Source organism: Pseudomonas sp. NPDC087336, from assembly GCF_044744285.1.
Taxonomy (GTDB): Bacteria; Pseudomonadota; Gammaproteobacteria; order Pseudomonadales; family Pseudomonadaceae; genus Aquipseudomonas.
Genome location: NZ_JBIUYA010000016.1, coordinates 1 through 14,863, shown reverse-complemented (window position 1 = coordinate 14,863; position 14,863 = coordinate 1). Strand labels below are relative to the sequence as shown.

General features: G+C 60.5%; 13 protein-coding genes and 1 pseudogene. 4 read left to right on the top strand and 10 right to left on the bottom strand.

Features of this window, described 5'->3' with window-relative positions:
- Nucleotides 1-35: 35 nt before the first annotated feature.
- Nucleotides 36-1,109 (bottom strand): BMP family ABC transporter substrate-binding protein, encoded by a 1,074-nt coding sequence (locus ACIO0C_RS17305; protein ID WP_401314011.1) that lies wholly within the window; start codon nucleotides 1,107-1,109, stop codon nucleotides 36-38.
- Between the two features lie 255 nt (nucleotides 1,110-1,364).
- On the opposite strand from ACIO0C_RS17305, the pseudogene ACIO0C_RS17300 reads away from it, so the two are divergent.
- Nucleotides 1,365-1,988 (top strand): annotated as a pseudogene (locus tag ACIO0C_RS17300) (calcium:proton antiporter); the annotation flags it as partial.
- Nucleotides 1,989-2,002: 14 nt separating this feature from the next.
- Here ACIO0C_RS17300 and ACIO0C_RS17295 read toward each other — a convergent pair.
- From ACIO0C_RS17295 to ACIO0C_RS17285, 3 genes are all read right to left on the bottom strand, one after another.
- A complete protein-coding gene (locus tag ACIO0C_RS17295) occupies nucleotides 2,003-3,361 on the bottom strand; it encodes an 8-oxoguanine deaminase (protein ID WP_401314009.1) in 1,359 nt (452 codons plus the stop codon).
- Nucleotides 3,362-3,506: 145 nt separating this feature from the next.
- Nucleotides 3,507-4,190 carry an SDR family oxidoreductase gene (locus ACIO0C_RS17290; RefSeq protein WP_401314007.1) on the bottom strand — a complete coding sequence of 228 codons (684 nt, stop codon included), beginning with the start codon at nucleotides 4,188-4,190 and terminating at the stop codon, nucleotides 3,507-3,509.
- Between the two features lie 18 nt (nucleotides 4,191-4,208).
- Nucleotides 4,209-4,565, bottom strand: coding sequence for a MerR family transcriptional regulator (locus ACIO0C_RS17285; RefSeq protein WP_401314208.1), 357 nt, complete (start codon nucleotides 4,563-4,565; stop codon nucleotides 4,209-4,211).
- Between the two features lie 84 nt (nucleotides 4,566-4,649).
- Between ACIO0C_RS17285 and ACIO0C_RS17280 the strand changes: the two genes are divergently transcribed.
- Nucleotides 4,650-5,141, top strand: a complete 492-nt coding sequence (locus ACIO0C_RS17280; protein ID WP_401314206.1) for a hypothetical protein — start codon at nucleotides 4,650-4,652, stop codon at nucleotides 5,139-5,141.
- Here ACIO0C_RS17280 and ACIO0C_RS17275 read toward each other — a convergent pair.
- The 6 genes from ACIO0C_RS17275 to ACIO0C_RS17250 form a co-directional block, all read right to left on the bottom strand.
- Nucleotides 5,138-6,064: an ABC transporter permease gene (locus ACIO0C_RS17275; RefSeq protein WP_401314006.1), complete on the bottom strand. Its 927-nt coding sequence runs from the start codon at nucleotides 6,062-6,064 to the stop codon at nucleotides 5,138-5,140. The two genes, ACIO0C_RS17280 and ACIO0C_RS17275, sit on opposite strands and share 4 nt — an antisense overlap.
- The gene (locus tag ACIO0C_RS17270) at nucleotides 6,064-7,173 is read right to left on the bottom strand and encodes an ABC transporter permease (RefSeq protein WP_401314004.1); all 1,110 of its coding nucleotides are present in this window, start codon (nucleotides 7,171-7,173) and stop codon (nucleotides 6,064-6,066) included. Before ACIO0C_RS17270 ends, ACIO0C_RS17275 begins: the two co-directional genes overlap by 1 nt.
- Before the next feature lie 11 nt (nucleotides 7,174-7,184).
- Nucleotides 7,185-8,738 (bottom strand): ABC transporter ATP-binding protein, encoded by a 1,554-nt coding sequence (locus tag ACIO0C_RS17265; RefSeq protein ID WP_401314002.1) that lies wholly within the window; start codon nucleotides 8,736-8,738, stop codon nucleotides 7,185-7,187.
- A gap of 556 nt (nucleotides 8,739-9,294) precedes the next feature.
- Complete coding sequence (locus ACIO0C_RS17260; protein WP_401314001.1) at nucleotides 9,295-9,876, bottom strand: IMPACT family protein; 582 nt, start codon at nucleotides 9,874-9,876, stop codon at nucleotides 9,295-9,297.
- A gap of 7 nt (nucleotides 9,877-9,883) precedes the next feature.
- A complete protein-coding gene (locus tag ACIO0C_RS17255; RefSeq protein WP_008063926.1) occupies nucleotides 9,884-10,534 on the bottom strand; it encodes a TetR/AcrR family transcriptional regulator in 651 nt (216 codons plus the stop codon).
- An 89-nt stretch (nucleotides 10,535-10,623) separates the two neighbouring features.
- A complete protein-coding gene (locus ACIO0C_RS17250) occupies nucleotides 10,624-11,544 on the bottom strand; it encodes a LysR family transcriptional regulator (RefSeq protein ID WP_401313999.1) in 921 nt (306 codons plus the stop codon).
- Between the two features lie 139 nt (nucleotides 11,545-11,683).
- Here ACIO0C_RS17250 and ACIO0C_RS17245 point away from each other — a divergent pair, with 139 nt between their 5' ends.
- Complete coding sequence (locus tag ACIO0C_RS17245; protein ID WP_401313997.1) at nucleotides 11,684-13,033, top strand: aspartate aminotransferase family protein; 1,350 nt, start codon at nucleotides 11,684-11,686, stop codon at nucleotides 13,031-13,033.
- A gap of 73 nt (nucleotides 13,034-13,106) precedes the next feature.
- Nucleotides 13,107-14,600, top strand: a complete 1,494-nt coding sequence (locus ACIO0C_RS17240; protein ID WP_401313995.1) for a CoA-acylating methylmalonate-semialdehyde dehydrogenase — start codon at nucleotides 13,107-13,109, stop codon at nucleotides 14,598-14,600.
- Nucleotides 14,601-14,863 lie beyond the last annotated feature (263 nt).

Sequence of the window (14,863 nt, the reverse complement as noted above, 5' to 3'; positions counted from 1 at the left end):
CCGCTCCCACAGGGTTTTTGTGTTTGCTGTAGGAATTATTTCGGCATGTCAGCCTTCATGCCTTCCACGTAATAATTCATCGATGCCAGTTCCGTATTTGTCGCGCTCACCCCCGCGGGTATTTTTTCGGCCCCGGCCTGGTCCTTGATCGGCCCGGTAAACGGCTGCAGCGCACCGCTCTTGATATCGGTGATGATCTGCTCGGCTTCAGTTTTCACCGCCGCCGGCACCAGGTCGCTGATCGGCAGTTCAACGGTGCCTTCCTTCAGGCCACCCCAGTAATCCTGGGATTTCCAGCTGTGGTCGATCACGCTCTGGGTCGCTTGCAGATAATGTGGTGCCCAGTCGTTGACGATGGAGGTCAGCACCGCCTTGGGGCCGAAGTGTGCCATGTCCGAAGCGTAGCCCACGGCATACACGCCGCGACGTTCAGCCGCCTGGATCGGCGCCGGGCTGTCGGTGTGCTGGAACACCACGTCCACGCCCTGGTCGATCAGCGCGTTGGCGGCATCGGCTTCCTTGCCCGGATCGAACCAGGAATTGACCCACACCACTTTGATTTCGGTGCCCGGGTTGTACTTATTCAGGGCCAGTTGAATGGCGTTGATGTCGCGGATCACTTCCGGAATCGGGAATGAGGCGACGTAGCCGATCTTTTTGCTTTTGGTCATCTTTGCCGCGAGGAAACCGCCGACGTAGCGACCTTCATAAGTGCGCGCCAGGTAGGTGCCCAGGTTCTTGTCCTGCTTGTAGCCGGTGGCGTGTTCGAACGTCACATTGGGAAACTGCTTGGCGACCTTGAGTGTCGGGTTCATGTAGCCGAACGAGGTCGTGAAGATCAGGTCGTACTTGTCCTTGGCCATGTTGCGGATCACTCGCTCGGCGTCGGCGCCTTCGGCAACGTTTTCCACATAGTTGGTGGTGATCCGGTCGCCAAGCTGTTGCGCCAGTGCCTTGCGTCCCTGTTCATGCTGATACGTCCAGCCGTGGTCGCCGATCGGGCCGATGTAGACGAAGCCTACTTTCAGTGGGTCAGCGGCAGAGGCGCTCAGGCTGATCCCGAGGCCGATGGCGGCGCATAGCAGTTTGTGCAGCGGACGTATTTGCATGAATTCGAACTCCCTTTTGTTGTGGTTGGCAGGGGCAATGCAAATTGCTGACCAACAGGACAACAAACATTCTGAAACCGCGTAACGGCCATCGCGGGCAAGCCCGCTCCCACAGGATCAACGCGCCCCCTGTGGGAGTGGGCTTGCCCGCGATGAGGCCCTTGAGGCCGATAAAAGTGCATGGGCTTGCACGGCTGCCATCGGCTGGTGCGCTAAGGTGAAACGAAACGTTAGCGCCGCGCTGCAGTCAGTCGCATATCGCTGGCGGCGTTGATGGGCGGTCTCAAGCACGGCGAACAGTCCTACAACGACGATTCGGCGCGCAGCTACAGCGTGATGATCCTGACTGCCATGGGCGTGTCGATGGTGGTGCCGGAGTTCATTCCCGAAGGCGACTGGAAGCTCTATTCGGCGTTTACCATTGGCGCGATGGTGGTGCTTTACACCTTGTTCCTGCGGATGCAGGTCGGGCCGCACAGTTACTTTTTCAGCTACAGCTACCCGGAAAAACGCCGCAAGAAGGAACCGCTGGAGCAGGAGCCGGCACCCATCAGCCTGTCGTTGTCGATTGGCATCCTGGTGGTCGGTGTGGTGGTGATCGGCGCCTTGGCCGAAGTGATGTCCAAGACATTGGACCTGGGCCTGGAGGGGACGGGCGCACCGCCGGTGATCCTGACGGTGCCGGTGATGGAGGCCATGGCGCTCTACACCGGCCAACCGTTCCAGATGGCCATGACCCCGGTGCAGACCGTGATGATCTTCATCACCCTGATCGTCAGTGCGATCAACCTCAACGATGGCGAAACCAACGCCATCGAAGGGATGACTCACTTTGTGCTGTTTGCGACGTTCATCATGTTGTCGCTGCTTGGCCTGTAGGCGCTGGTGTCGTGTCAGACACCCGCGATCAACTGCCGGGCCGCCTGGCTGTGATCGGCAATCAACCCCTTCAGGTCCAGCCCCTCGACCTGCCCGTCGATCACTCGCCACTTGCCGCCGACCATCACCCGATCCGCGCGGTCTGCGCCGCACAAAAGCAGCGCCGATACCGGATCGTGGCTGCCGGAGAAACGCAGCTCGTCGAGCTTGAACAGCGCCAGGTCAGCCTGCTTGCCCACGGCGATTTCCCCGATGTCGCTACGTCCGAGCAAACTGGCTGAGCCTTTGGTCGCCCAGCCCAGGACGCGCTCCGGAGTGATCTTCTCGGCACCGTAGCGCAGACGCTGGATGTACAACGCCTGACGAGTTTCGAGCATCATGTTCGACGCATCGTTGGAGGCAGAACCGTCCACGCCAAGACCGAGCAACGCGCCGGCATCGGTCAGCTCGATGGTTGGGCAGATACCGGAGGCCAGGCGCATGTTCGAGCTCGGGCAATGGCAAATGCCGGTGCCAGCAGCGCCGAGGCGGGCGATTTCGTCCGGGTTGAAGTGGATGCCGTGTGCCAGCCAGGTACGCGGACCGAGCCAGCCGACGCTGTCCAGATAATCGACGGTGCGTAGGCCAAAGCGCTGCAGGCAGAAATCTTCTTCGTCGAGGGTTTCCGCCAGGTGCGTGTGCAGGCGCACGTCGAGTTGGTTCGCCAGTTCGGCGCTGGCGGACATGATTTGCGGGGTGACGGAGAAGGGGGAGCAGGGGGCCAGGGCGATCTGGATTTGCGCGCCTTCGCCACGTTCGTGGTACTCGGCGATCAAGCGCTGGCTATCGGCCAGGATCACTTCACCTTCCTGTACGGTTTGCTGCGGCGGCAGGCCACCGTCCTTTTCCCCCAGGCTCATGGAGCCGCGCGTCAGCATGGCGCGCATGCCCAGTTCGCGAACGCTCTCGACCTGTACGTCGATCGCATTTTCCAGGCCTTCGGGGAACAGGTAGTGGTGGTCGGCGGCCGTGGTGCAACCGGACAACAGCAGTTCGGCCAACGCGACTTTAGTGGCCAGGGCGAGTTTTTCCGGTGTCAGGCGTGCCCAGACCGGATACAGGGTTTTCAGCCACGGAAACAACGGCTGGTTGACCACTGGTGCCCAGGCGCGGGTCAGGGTTTGATAAAAGTGGTGATGGGTGTTGATCAGCCCCGGCAGGATTACATGTTCGCGGGCGTCGAACACTTCATTGCAAGGCTTGGAGGGCTGTTGGCCGAGGCCAAGCACTTCGACGATCACACCGTCTTGCAGCACCAGGCCGCCACGGGCATCGAGATCGTTGGCCGTGAAAATGGCGAGGGGATTTTTTAACCAGGTACGGGTCGCAGGCATGTTGGCCGGCTCCTCTGAAAGTTGGGTTCAGGGTTGCCAGCTCAGTGTTGCCCTGTCTGCTGATCCAGGGTCGCCGGGGAGGCGAGGTGCGAAGTGTCGATCAAAAGGGCTTCGCGGGCAAGCCTTCCCCGACAAAGGTGTGGTGTTACCAGGGAATGGTTTCACCCCTGTAGTTGATGAAGTGATGGCCGCCCTTGCCGGCATACGCATTCACCTGGTCAACCAGCCCGCGGGTGCTGGTGTCCACATCGATGTCAGCGCCTTCACCGCCCATGTCGGTTTTCACCCAGCCCGGATGCAGCGACAGCACGGTGAGGCTGGTTTCGCCCAACTGGGTGACGAAGCTGTTGGTCATGGAATTCAGTGCAGCCTTGCTGGCCTTGTACAGCGCCAGTTCCGGCGCGTCAGGCATGGTCACGCTGCCCAATACCGAGCTCATGAAGGCCAGCACGCCGCCGTCCGGGCGGATTTGCCCGACGAAGCGTTGTGCCAGGTTGATCGGCGCCACGGCGTTGGTGAAGAACAGTTGCCCGACTTCGGCCAGGGTCGCGCCACCGTCTGGCGTCTGCACCTCAGGACCTTTTACCCCGGCATTGACGAACAGCAGGTCAAACACTTCGCCCTTGAGTTGCTGACTCAGCATGATCACCGCTTGCTGATCGTCCATGTCGAGTTTCTCGATCCGCACCTGGCCCAGTGCCTTGAGGGCATCGGCGTTTTGCGGATTGCGCACGGTGGCGGTGACTTGCCAGCCGTCGGCGAGCAGGGTTTTCACCAGGCCGAGGCCAAGGCCGCGGGAGGCACCGATGATCAGTGCGTTTCTGGACATGTATGGCTTCCTTGAAGTTCAGGGACGTGGATTCAATGGACAAGCTTGTCCAAGCCGTTGTTGCAACTCATCGCGCAATGCGCCCAGTTCGGCCATGCGCGCTTCGATCAGTTTGAGCTTGTCTTGCAGCAATCGTGTGACGGCACTGTCCGGATCGGGCGACTGCCAGATGGCCCCGACGCTATGGCCGATCTCGCCGAGGGTAAAGCCCAGCTGTTGAGCGGTCTTGATGTACTGCACCAGTTGCACCATGTCTGCCGGATAGTCGCGATAACCGTTGGCGCTGCGTTGTGCGGCGATCAATCCGCGCTGCTCATAGAATCGCAGCGTGTCGCGGCTGACGGCGCTGGCCTGGGCTAATTCACCGATGCGCATCATCACGTCTCTTCGAGGGCTTGACCCTGGAGCATACTCCAGGCTTTAGCCTGGTTGCTCCCGGAAATTGATGGAGCAATGTCGATGTGGACTTCAACACAGTATCGCCGCCTGGTTCGTGGCAGTGCCTGGTATGACTTGATTGTGACGGCCGCGTTTGTCACACCGTGGAGTTTTGCCGCGTTGCACGGGGTTTTGACGGGGGTGAGCCAGGCGTTGAGTTTGCCCGGCGAACTGCCGCCGTTCGAACCGATGCACATGTTGATGGCGAATCTGTTGGGGTCGATTGTCTGCGTCTGGTCAGTGCTGCGGATTCGTGATCCGCAGCAGGTTTATGGGCGGTATGACGCCGTGGCCAGGTTTCTGTTTTCGGCTTGGCAGCTATATGCCCTGGCCCATGGTGCAAGTTCATTGTTGGTGATTTTTCTATTCTTTGAGTTGGCGTGGGGCATTGCTCAAGTGTTGCCTTTGCGGGCCCCTTTGCGGGCAAGCCCGCTCCCACCTTTGACCGAGTTCACACCCATTCAATGTGGGAGCGGGCTTGCCTGCGAAGGGGACCGCACAAACAACAATTAATGCCCAGCCTGCCATGGCTGTCCCAAGGAAACCGGCGCATACAATCGCGTGCGCACCTTGTCCCGGGACAGCAGCACCAGCACCACAATGGTCGCCACATACGGCAGCATCGCCAGCAAACTCGATGGAATCGCCAGCCCCAGCCCCTGCGCCACCAGGTGCAGGATGCTGGCGAGTCCGAACAGATACGCCCCCAACAGCAAGCGCCATACCCGCCAACTGGCGAACACCACCAGTGCCAGGGCAATCCAGCCGCGGCCGGCGCTCATGTTTTCCGCCCACATCGGTGTGTAGGCCAGCGACAGGTACGCGCCGGCCAGCCCGGCCATCGCGCCGCCAAACAACACCGCCAATGCCCGCACGGCCAACACCGGCAAGCCCATGGCACTGGCGGCGTCCGGGTTTTCGCCGACCGCCTGGATGATCAGCCCGACACGGGTTTTCAGCGTCACCCAGGCCACCAGCGCAAACAGCGCGAATGACAGGTACACCAGCAAATCCTGGGCGAACAGCATGCGTCCGATCAGCGGTATCTCGCTCAGGTAAGGCAGCGCCACCGGCTCGAAGCCCGTCAACGGTTTGCCGACCCACTCCGCGCCGACAAAGGTCGACAGTCCCACGCCGAAAATCGTCAGGGCCAGCCCGGTGGCCACCTGGTTGGCGTTGAACACCAGCGCCACCAAGGCAAACAACGATGACAACAGCATCCCGGCGAACATCGCCAGCAATACGCCCAGCCACAGGTTGCCGGTGCTGAACGCGATGATGAAGCCCATCACCGCGCCAAACAGCATCATGCCTTCCTGGCCCAGGTTGAGTACGCCGCTCTTCTCGCAGACCAGTTCGCCCAGCGCCACCAGCAGCAGCGGCGTACCGCAGCGAACCATGGCGTAGAAAATGTTGCTCAACAGATCGATATCCATCACAGCGCACCTACTTGTTGTACGGCGTTGGCGGGTGCGCGGCGCGCCCAGCGCAGGTTCAAGCGGGGGCGGTAGAGAATCAGCACATCACAGGCCAGCAGGAAAAACAGCATCATCCCCTGAAACAATTGGCTGATCGCTTGCGGCAGGTTCAAGCTCATCTGCGCGTTCTCGCCACCGATGTACAGCAACGCCATCAACAAGCTGGAAAACACAATGCCGATGGGGTTCAAGCGCCCGAGAAACGCCACGGTGATCGCTGCATAGCCGTAGCCCGGCGACACTTGCGGCACCAATTGGCCGATCGGCCCGGTTACCTCGCACACACCCGCCAGGCCCGCGAGGCCACCGCTGATCAACAGCGCCAGCCAGATCAGGCGCTTTTCGCGAAAGCCGACGAAACCGGCCGCGCGCTTGTCCAGCCCCAGCACTTTGATCTGGAACCCGACGAAGCTTTTGTGCAACAGCACCCACACCGCCACCAGGGCGAGCAGGGCGAAATACACGCCGGCGTGAACCCGGCCATCCTCCATCAACAGCGGCAAGCGGCTGGCGTCGCCGAACATCGCCGACTGCGGAAAATTGAACCCTTGCGGGTCTTTCAGCGGGCCGTGAACGCAAAACAGCAGCAGGTTCAGGGCGATGTAATTGAGCATGATGCTGGTAAGGATCTCATTGGCGTTAAAGCGCGTGCGCAACCATGCCGTCAGCCCCGCCCACGCGGCGCCGGCCAGGGTCCCGGCAAGCAGGATCAGCACCAGTGCCCAGCGGCTTTGCATCTCGATGACGTTTACCGCCAACGCGCTGCCAGCCAAGGCGCCGAGCAGCAGTTGGCCTTCGGCGCCGATGTTCCAGATCCGCGCCTGGTAGGCAACGGCCAGGCCCAACGCACAGAGCAGGATCGGTAACGCTTTGACCAGCCACTCGCAGAGGCCATACAGGTCGCTGATCGGCGCGATCAACAGCGTATGCAAAGTCAGCAACGGATCGAGCCCCAATGCGATAAACAGCAATGAGCCACTGCCCAGGGTCAGGACCGCCGCCAACAACGGCGAGCACCACAGCATCAGGCTCGATTGCTGGCCACGGGGTTCAAGGGAAAGCAGCATGTGAGGCTCCGTTAACGTGTTGCGCAGGCAGGCAATTGAGGGGCGTCGAACTGGCCGGCCATCCAGCCACCGACATCGGTAAGGCGGGTGTCGACGGTAGCCTTGAGCTTTGATAACCGGCCGCTGCACAAGGCTCCGAGGCGGTCGCTGATCTGGAACAGTTCGTCGAGGTCTTCGGAAATCACCAGGATCGCCGCGCCGGCATCGCGCAGGGCAATCAGCGCACGGTGGATGGTCGCGGCCGCGCCGACATCCACGCCCCAGGTCGGGTGCGCGGCCACCAGCAATTTCGGTTGTTGAAGAATTTCCCGACCCAGGATGAATTTCTGCAAGTTACCCCCGGACAGGCTGCGGGCCGGCGCCTGGGTGCCGCAAGCCTTGACCCCGAAACGGTGAATGATCGCTTGCGCCAGCGCCTGGACCTTACCGCGCTGGATCAGCCCCTTGCTCACCAGCCCTTGCTGGAATGCGCTGAGCAGGGCGTTGTCGGCCAGGCTCAAATCCGGCACGGCGCCATGCCCCAATCGTTCGGCCGGGACGAAGGCCAGTCCGCGTTGGCGACGCGCATCGGCACGTAGATGCGCGACCGGTTCGCCGCCGAAACTGATGGTCGCGGCCTCATTGCGGCCCAGCCTTTCTTCGCCGCTGAGCAATGCCAGCAGCTCATCCTGACCATTGCCGGCGACACCGGCGATGCCGACTATTTCACCGCTGCGCACGGCCAGGTCGATGGCCTTGAGCGAGCAACCGAACGGGTCCGGGTTGTGCCAGGACAAACCTTGTATTTTCAAGAAAACGTCGGTGCCCACCACCTTTGGGTAATCGGCGATCAACTCCGCCGCTTCGCCAACCATCAGGCGCGCCAGCTGCCGATCCGAGTAGTCAGCTGGTACGCAATGCCCGGCCACTCGCCCGCCGCGCAACACGGTCGCGCTGTGGCACAACGCGCGCACTTCGGCGAGTTTGTGGCTGATGAACAAAATGCTGCAGCCCTCGGCAGCCAGTCGACGCAGGGTCACGAACAAGTCCTTGGCCTCCTGGGGAGTCAACACCGAAGTCGGTTCGTCGAGAATCAGCAGGCGGATGTCCTGCATCAGGCAGCGGATGATTTCCACCCGTTGCCGTTCGCCGATGGACAGGCTGTGGACCAGTCGCTGCGGCTCCAGCGCCATGCCGTAGCGTTGCGACACTTCACTTATCTTATGTTCAAGCTGATTGGGCGAGCCTGCCGCCGGCCCCATGGCCAATGCGATGTTCTGCGCCACACTCAGGGTTTCGAACAGCGAGAAATGCTGGAACACCATGCCGATCCCCAAGTCGCGAGCCTGGGCCGGATTGCGCAGGTTCACAGGCTGGCCATGCCAGAACATCTCGCCAGCGTCGGCATGCACGACGCCGTAGATGATTTTCATCAAGGTGCTTTTGCCCGCACCGTTTTCGCCGAGCAACGCGTGGATCTCACCAGGCGCGATAGTCAGATCGATAGCATCGTTGGCCAGGCAGCCGGGGTAGCGTTTACTGATGTTGCTCAGTTGCAAACGGGGCGTTGGATCGGCAATGGGCATGACAGGCTCGATTCGATTGAATGGATGCCTGTGGATAAAGCAATTTTCTGGCCATCAGGTCAGGAAATCTTCCTGATGCCCGTGTGTGAGGGCATTGAGTTCGCTGTCGGACTGAAGGTCATCGCAAGCCAGGCACCACATAAGTGCAACGCCGTTGATCTGCTCTTGTTTCGCGCGTGGGGTTTTGATTAAAAAATGAGCACTCGAGCGCAAGCCACGCCCGATATGCAGCCGCGCCAGCCATGAACGGGTTATCCACAGATTGCTCCACAGTATTTGTGCGCAAGCTCAAGGGACGGGCATAAGCGTGGGGCGGCTTTCTTCTAAAAGTGATAAACCAACCTAACTGATTGTTTTTATTTGAATTTAGCAATTTTATAGGTGAAATGGACGAAAAATGAACAAAGCCCGCAAAGCCGCATGACAGAAGGGTTACAGCGGTATGTGCTCAGGTTATCCACAGCCGGGTGCACAGCGGATGTGGGCAACTATGGAATATGGGAAAAAGTGCAGCGCCCCAAAAGATCGCAGCCTGCGGCAGCTCCAGGTTGCTCTTTCAACACTCCAACACGATCCGCCCACGACTCAAATCAGCCAGTTGAGATTGCAACGTCTGGATCTGCCCGGCGCCCACCGCCAGTTGCAGTTCAACGCCATTGGCCGTGAAATCCTCCTGCACCACCAATCCACCGAGTTCCGCGACCCGCAGCTTGACCAACGCCAGCTCACCGAACGCACAAGCGCATCGCACTGGCACCCGACTGATCAACTCAACCTTCGGTGCCGCTTGCAGGCATTTGTTGGCACCGCCGCCATAGGCTCGGGCCAGTCCACCGGTGCCCAGTTGAATGCCGCCATACCAGCGAATCACCAGTACGACGACTTGATCGCAATCCTGTGCTTCGATTGCCGCCAGGATCGGCCGGCCAGCCGTGCCGCCGGGCTCGCCGTCGTCGGTGCTGCGGTATTGATCGCCGAGCTTCCATGCCCAGCAATTGTGCGTGGCGTTGGGATCGCTGTGTTGGGCGATGAAGGCCTGGGCTTCGGCGGGGCTGGCGATCGGCGCGGCGAAGGTGATGAAGCGGCTTTTGCGAATCTCTTCGCGGTATTCGCAAAAGTCGCTGAGGGTAAAAGGCATAGTGATCTTAGAGGGAAGGTGTCAGGCCGCAGCCTTTGAGAATGATACGGATCAGGTTATTGCCGGCGTCTTCCATGTCCTGCTTGGTCAGCTTGCTGCGTCCGCTGACCCGGCAGATCTGCGTGGCGAAGTCGGCGTAATGCTGGGTGCTGCCCCACAACAGGAAAATCAGGTGCACCGGGTCGACCGGGTCCATTTTGCCAGCGTCAATCCACGCCTGGAATACCGCGGCACGGCCCTGGAACCAGGCGCGATAGTCCTGGTTGAAATATTCGGTCAGGCATTCGCCGCCACTGATGACCTCCATGGCGAAGATTCGAGACGCCTGCGGTTGGCGCCGGGAAAACTCCATCTTCGCGCGGATGTAGCGGGTTAGGGCTTCGGCGGGGTCGTCTTGGGCGGTCAGGGTATTGAAGGTGCTGTCCCACAACTCGATGATGTTGCTCAGCACCGCCACATACAAGCCGAGTTTGTTGGTGAAGTAATAATGCAGGTTCGCTTTGGGCAAGCCGGCATTCAGGGCAATGGTGTTCATGCTGGTGCCCTTGAACCCGTGACGGGCGAACTCGTCCTCGGCGGCCTTGATGATGGTCTCTTCGTTTTTCTGACGAATACGGCTGGCGGGTTTGCCGCTGTGAGCTGGGACTTCAAAGGTCATGGGCACTTCCGATCAAGTGGGGTTGCGGGCCATGACGTTGATAGCGCACCCACAGGCTCCAGACAAGTCCCGGTACGATAAAACCCCTGTCAGCGCGTAGCGGCCAGGCTCTCCAGGAAGCTTTCCAGCACCAGGTGCGGGCGACGTCCCTTGCGGGTCACCGAGGCCAGGCTCAGGTCATAAAACCGCGCCTTGGGTTTCAGCGCGCGTAGGCGGCCTTGCTGCACCCAGAGGCTCGCATAATGGTCTGGCAGGTAGCCGATGTAGCGCCCGGTCAGGATCAGGAACGCCATGCCTTCGCGGTCCGACGCGCTGGCGGTGCAGTTGAGTGCCTGGTAATGCGCCTGGATATCCGCGGGCAAACGAAAGGTCGGGGCGATGGCGTCCTGGCTGTTCAGGCGCCCGTCGTCCAGCTGCTTGTCGTCGACATAAAACAAAGGGTGACCAACCGCGCAATACAGCAATGAGCGTTCGCTGTAGAGCGGCTGATATTCCAGCCCCGACAACGCGCTGGCCTGGGGCACCACGCCGACATGCAGGCGCCCGTCGAGTACGCCTTGTTCGACTTCGTTGGGCGCGATCATGCGGATCTGGATCTGCACATCCGGACCGCGTTCCTTCAATTGCGCCAGGGCGTGGGTGATGCGCATGTGCGGCAGGGTCACCAGGTTGTCGGTCAGGCCGATGGTCAATTCGCCGCGCAGGTGCTGGTGCAGGCCGTTGACCTCGGTGCGGAAACTTTCCAGTGCACTGAGTAGCTGCAACGCCGATTGATAAACCTCGCGACCTTCTTCGGTCAGGGAAAACCCGGCGCGACCGCGTTGGCACAGGCGCAAACCCAGGCGCTGCTCCAGGTCGCTCATCTGTTGGCTGATCGCCGATCGACCGATACCAAGTACGCTTTCAGCCGCGGAGAAGCCGCCGCATTCGACCACGCTGCGAAAGATCCGCAGCAGGCGGATATCGAAGTCGCTGACTTGCGCCAGTGGATCGGGGCGGCGGCTGCTCATGCTCTTTCTCGATAGTTTAGTGGATGGCTGACTGAAGGTTACAAAAGTTGGATTTCACCGACTTTATCCCCGTGGCAACTTAGCTGCAACTACGGTTTTTAAACCCCTACGCCGCTTATTGCCTTGCGAGGTTTCGCCCATGAATTTGCCCGAGAACGCTCCGACATCCCTGGCCAGCCAGCTCAAGCTCGACGCTCACTGGATGCCTTACACCGCCAACCGTAACTTCCAGCGCGATCCACGCCTGATCGTTGGCGCAGAAGGCAGCTGGCTGATCGACGACAAGGGCCGCAAAGTCTATGACTCGCTGTCCGGGCTGTGGACCTGTGGCGCGGGCCATACTCGCAAGGAAATCCAGGAAGCGGTGGCCAAGCAACTGGGCACCCTCGACTACTCGCCAGGCTTCCAGTACGGCCATCCACTGTCCTTTCAGCTGGCGGAAAAGATCACCGACCTGACGCCGGGCAACCTGAACCACGTGTTCTTCACCGACTCGGGTTCCGAGTGCGCCGACACGGCGGTGAAAATGGTGCGGGCCTACTGGCGCCTCAAAGGCCAGTCGACCAAGACCAAAATGATCGGTCGTGCCCGTGGCTACCATGGCGTGAACATCGCCGGCACCAGCCTGGGTGGCGTCAACGGCAACCGCAAGCTGTTCGGCCAGGCGATGATGGACGTCGATCACCTGCCACACACCCTGCTGGCGAGCAATGCGTTCTCCCGTGGCATGCCGGAGCAGGGCGGTATCGCGCTGGCTGATGAACTGCTCAAGCTGATCGAGCTGCACGATGCATCGAACATCGCGGCGGTGTTCGTCGAGCCTTTGGCCGGTTCCGCTGGCGTGCTGGTTCCGCCACAGGGTTACCTCAAGCGCCTGCGCGAGATCTGCGATCAGCACAACATCCTGTTGGTATTCGACGAAGTGATCACCGGTTTCGGCCGTACCGGCAACATGTTCGGGGCCGACACCTTCGGCGTGACCCCGGACCTGATGTGCATCGCCAAGCAAGTCACCAACGGTGCGATCCCGATGGGCGCGGTGATTGCCAGCTCCGAGATCTACCAGACCTTCATGAATCAGCCGACGCCTGAATACGCGGTGGAATTCCCCCACGGCTACACCTATTCCGCACACCCGGTGGCGTGCGCCGCCGGCCTGGCAGCACTCGACCTGCTGCAGAAGGAAAACCTGGTACAGAGCGTCGCCGAAGTCGCACCGCATTTCGAAAACGCGCTGCATGGCCTGAAGGGCACCAAGAACATCATCGATATCCGTAACTATGGCCTGGCAGGTGCGATCCAGATCGCGCCACGTGACGGCGACGCCATCGTGCGCCCATTCGAAGCGGGCATGGCCTTGTGGAAAGCCGGTTTCTACGTGCGTTTCGGCGGCGACACCCTGCAGTTCGGCCCAACGTTCAACAGCAAGCCGAAGGACCTGGATCGTCTGTTCGACGCGGTCGGCGAAGTGCTGGGCAAGATCGACTGATTTTTCTTCTATAGACCTACAAACAACGGGCGCGCCGATGGGGTGCGCCTGTGGACAACTTTCAGGAGCTTCCATGAGCGTTATTCCGCATTTGATCAACGGCGAACTGGTGACCGAGAACGGTCGCGCGGTTGATGTGTTCAACCCGTCCACCGGCCAGGCTATCCACAAGTTGCCGCTGGCGACCCGCGAAACCATCCAGAGCGCCATCGATGCCGGCAAGGCTGCATTCCCTGCCTGGCGCAACACGCCGCCGGCCAAGCGCGCCCAGGTGATGTTCCGCTTCAAGCAACTGCTGGAGCAGAACGAAGCGCGTATCGCTCAACTGATCAGCGAAGAGCACGGCAAGACGCTGGAAGACGCTGCGGGTGAGCTCAAGCGCGGTATCGAGAACGTCGAGTTCGCTTGCGCGGCGCCGGAAATCCTCAAGGGCGAATACAGCCGCAACGTCGGCCCGAATATCGATGCATGGTCGGACTTCCAACCATTGGGCGTAGTAGCCGGCATCACGCCGTTCAACTTCCCGGCCATGGTGCCGCTGTGGATGTACCCACTGGCGATCGTTTGCGGCAACTGCTTCATCCTCAAGCCGTCCGAGCGTGACCCGAGCTCGACGCTGCTGATCGCCCAGTTGCTGCTGGAAGCTGGTCTGCCTAAAGGTGTGCTGAGCGTGGTGCACGGTGACAAGACTGCGGTGGACGCATTGATCGAAGCGCCGGAAGTTAAAGCGCTGAGCTTCGTGGGTTCGACGCCGATTGCCGAGTACATCTATAGCGAAGGCACCAAACGCGGCAAACGCGTGCAGGCCCTGGGCGGGGCGAAGAACCACGCCGTGCTGATGCCGGACGCGGATCTGGATAACGCCGTCAGCGCACTGATGGGCGCGGCCTACGGTTCGTGCGGCGAGCGTTGCATGGCGATCTCGGTTGCCGTATGCGTCGGAGACCAGGTGGCGGATGCGCTGGTGGCCAAGCTGGTACCACAGATCCAGGCGCTGAAAATCGGCGCCGGTACTTCCTGCGGTCTGGACATGGGCCCACTGGTGACTGGCCAGGCACGCGACAAGGTCAGTGGTTATGTCGAAGATGGCGTAGCCGCCGGTGCGACACTGGTGGTGGATGGCCGTGGCCTGACCGTCGCAGGTCACGAGGAAGGCTTCTTCCTGGGTGGCTGCCTGTTCGATAACGTCACGCCGCAAATGCGCATCTATAAGGAAGAGATCTTCGGGCCGGTGCTGTGCGTCGTGCGGGTCAACAGCCTGGAAGAGGCGATGCAACTGATCAACGATCATGAGTATGGCAACGGCACCTGCATCTTCACCCGTGACGGGGAAGCGGCGCGCTTGTTCTGCGACGAGATCGAAGTCGGCATGGTCGGCGTCAACGTACCGCTTCCGGTGCCGGTGGCTTACCACAGCTTTGGTGGCTGGAAGCGTTCGCTGTTCGGCGACCTGCATGCCTACGGTCCGGATGGTGTGCGCTTCTACACCCGCCGCAAGGCCATCACCCAGCGCTGGCCGCAGCGTGCGAGCCATGAAGCTTCGCAGTTCGCTTTCCCTAGCTTGTAAGTAGAAGGGTAGAGAAGGAAGGCCGACCCATTGGGTCGGCCTTTTGTTTTTCGGGTTTTTTAGCTATATGACTGTTTTATGAAAATAGCGGTTGACGGCAGATTCTGGAAGCCTATAATTCGCCCCACTTCCGGCGCAGTCGAAACGGAAAACTCCTTGCTAAACAACGAGTTACGAAGTTTTCGGCAGCAGGTTGCTTCAGTTCATCGAAGCTAGAAGGAAGTTGAAAAAGAGGTGTTGACAGCAGCGTGTAACGCTGTAGA

Excerpts from the sequence above, each read along its gene's own strand:
- ACIO0C_RS17305 (WP_401314011.1), bottom strand. The coding sequence starts at position 1,109 with ATGCAAATACGTCCGCTGCACAAACTGCTATGCGCCGCCATCGGCCTC.
- ACIO0C_RS17295 (WP_401314009.1), bottom strand. The coding sequence starts at position 3,361 with ATGCCTGCGACCCGTACCTGGTTAAAAAATCCCCTCGCCATTTTCACG.
- ACIO0C_RS17290 (WP_401314007.1), bottom strand. The coding sequence starts at position 4,190 with ATGTCCAGAAACGCACTGATCATCGGTGCCTCCCGCGGCCTTGGCCTC.
- ACIO0C_RS17285 (WP_401314208.1), bottom strand. The coding sequence starts at position 4,565 with ATGCGCATCGGTGAATTAGCCCAGGCCAGCGCCGTCAGCCGCGACACG.
- ACIO0C_RS17280 (WP_401314206.1), top strand. The coding sequence starts at position 4,650 with ATGTGGACTTCAACACAGTATCGCCGCCTGGTTCGTGGCAGTGCCTGG.
- ACIO0C_RS17275 (WP_401314006.1), bottom strand. The coding sequence starts at position 6,064 with ATGGATATCGATCTGTTGAGCAACATTTTCTACGCCATGGTTCGCTGC.
- ACIO0C_RS17270 (WP_401314004.1), bottom strand. The coding sequence starts at position 7,173 with ATGCTGCTTTCCCTTGAACCCCGTGGCCAGCAATCGAGCCTGATGCTG.
- ACIO0C_RS17265 (WP_401314002.1), bottom strand. The coding sequence starts at position 8,738 with ATGCCCATTGCCGATCCAACGCCCCGTTTGCAACTGAGCAACATCAGT.
- ACIO0C_RS17260 (WP_401314001.1), bottom strand. The coding sequence starts at position 9,876 with ATGCCTTTTACCCTCAGCGACTTTTGCGAATACCGCGAAGAGATTCGC.
- ACIO0C_RS17255 (WP_008063926.1), bottom strand. The coding sequence starts at position 10,534 with ATGACCTTTGAAGTCCCAGCTCACAGCGGCAAACCCGCCAGCCGTATT.
- ACIO0C_RS17250 (WP_401313999.1), bottom strand. The coding sequence starts at position 11,544 with ATGAGCAGCCGCCGCCCCGATCCACTGGCGCAAGTCAGCGACTTCGAT.
- ACIO0C_RS17245 (WP_401313997.1), top strand. The coding sequence starts at position 11,684 with ATGAATTTGCCCGAGAACGCTCCGACATCCCTGGCCAGCCAGCTCAAG.
- ACIO0C_RS17240 (WP_401313995.1), top strand. The coding sequence starts at position 13,107 with ATGAGCGTTATTCCGCATTTGATCAACGGCGAACTGGTGACCGAGAAC.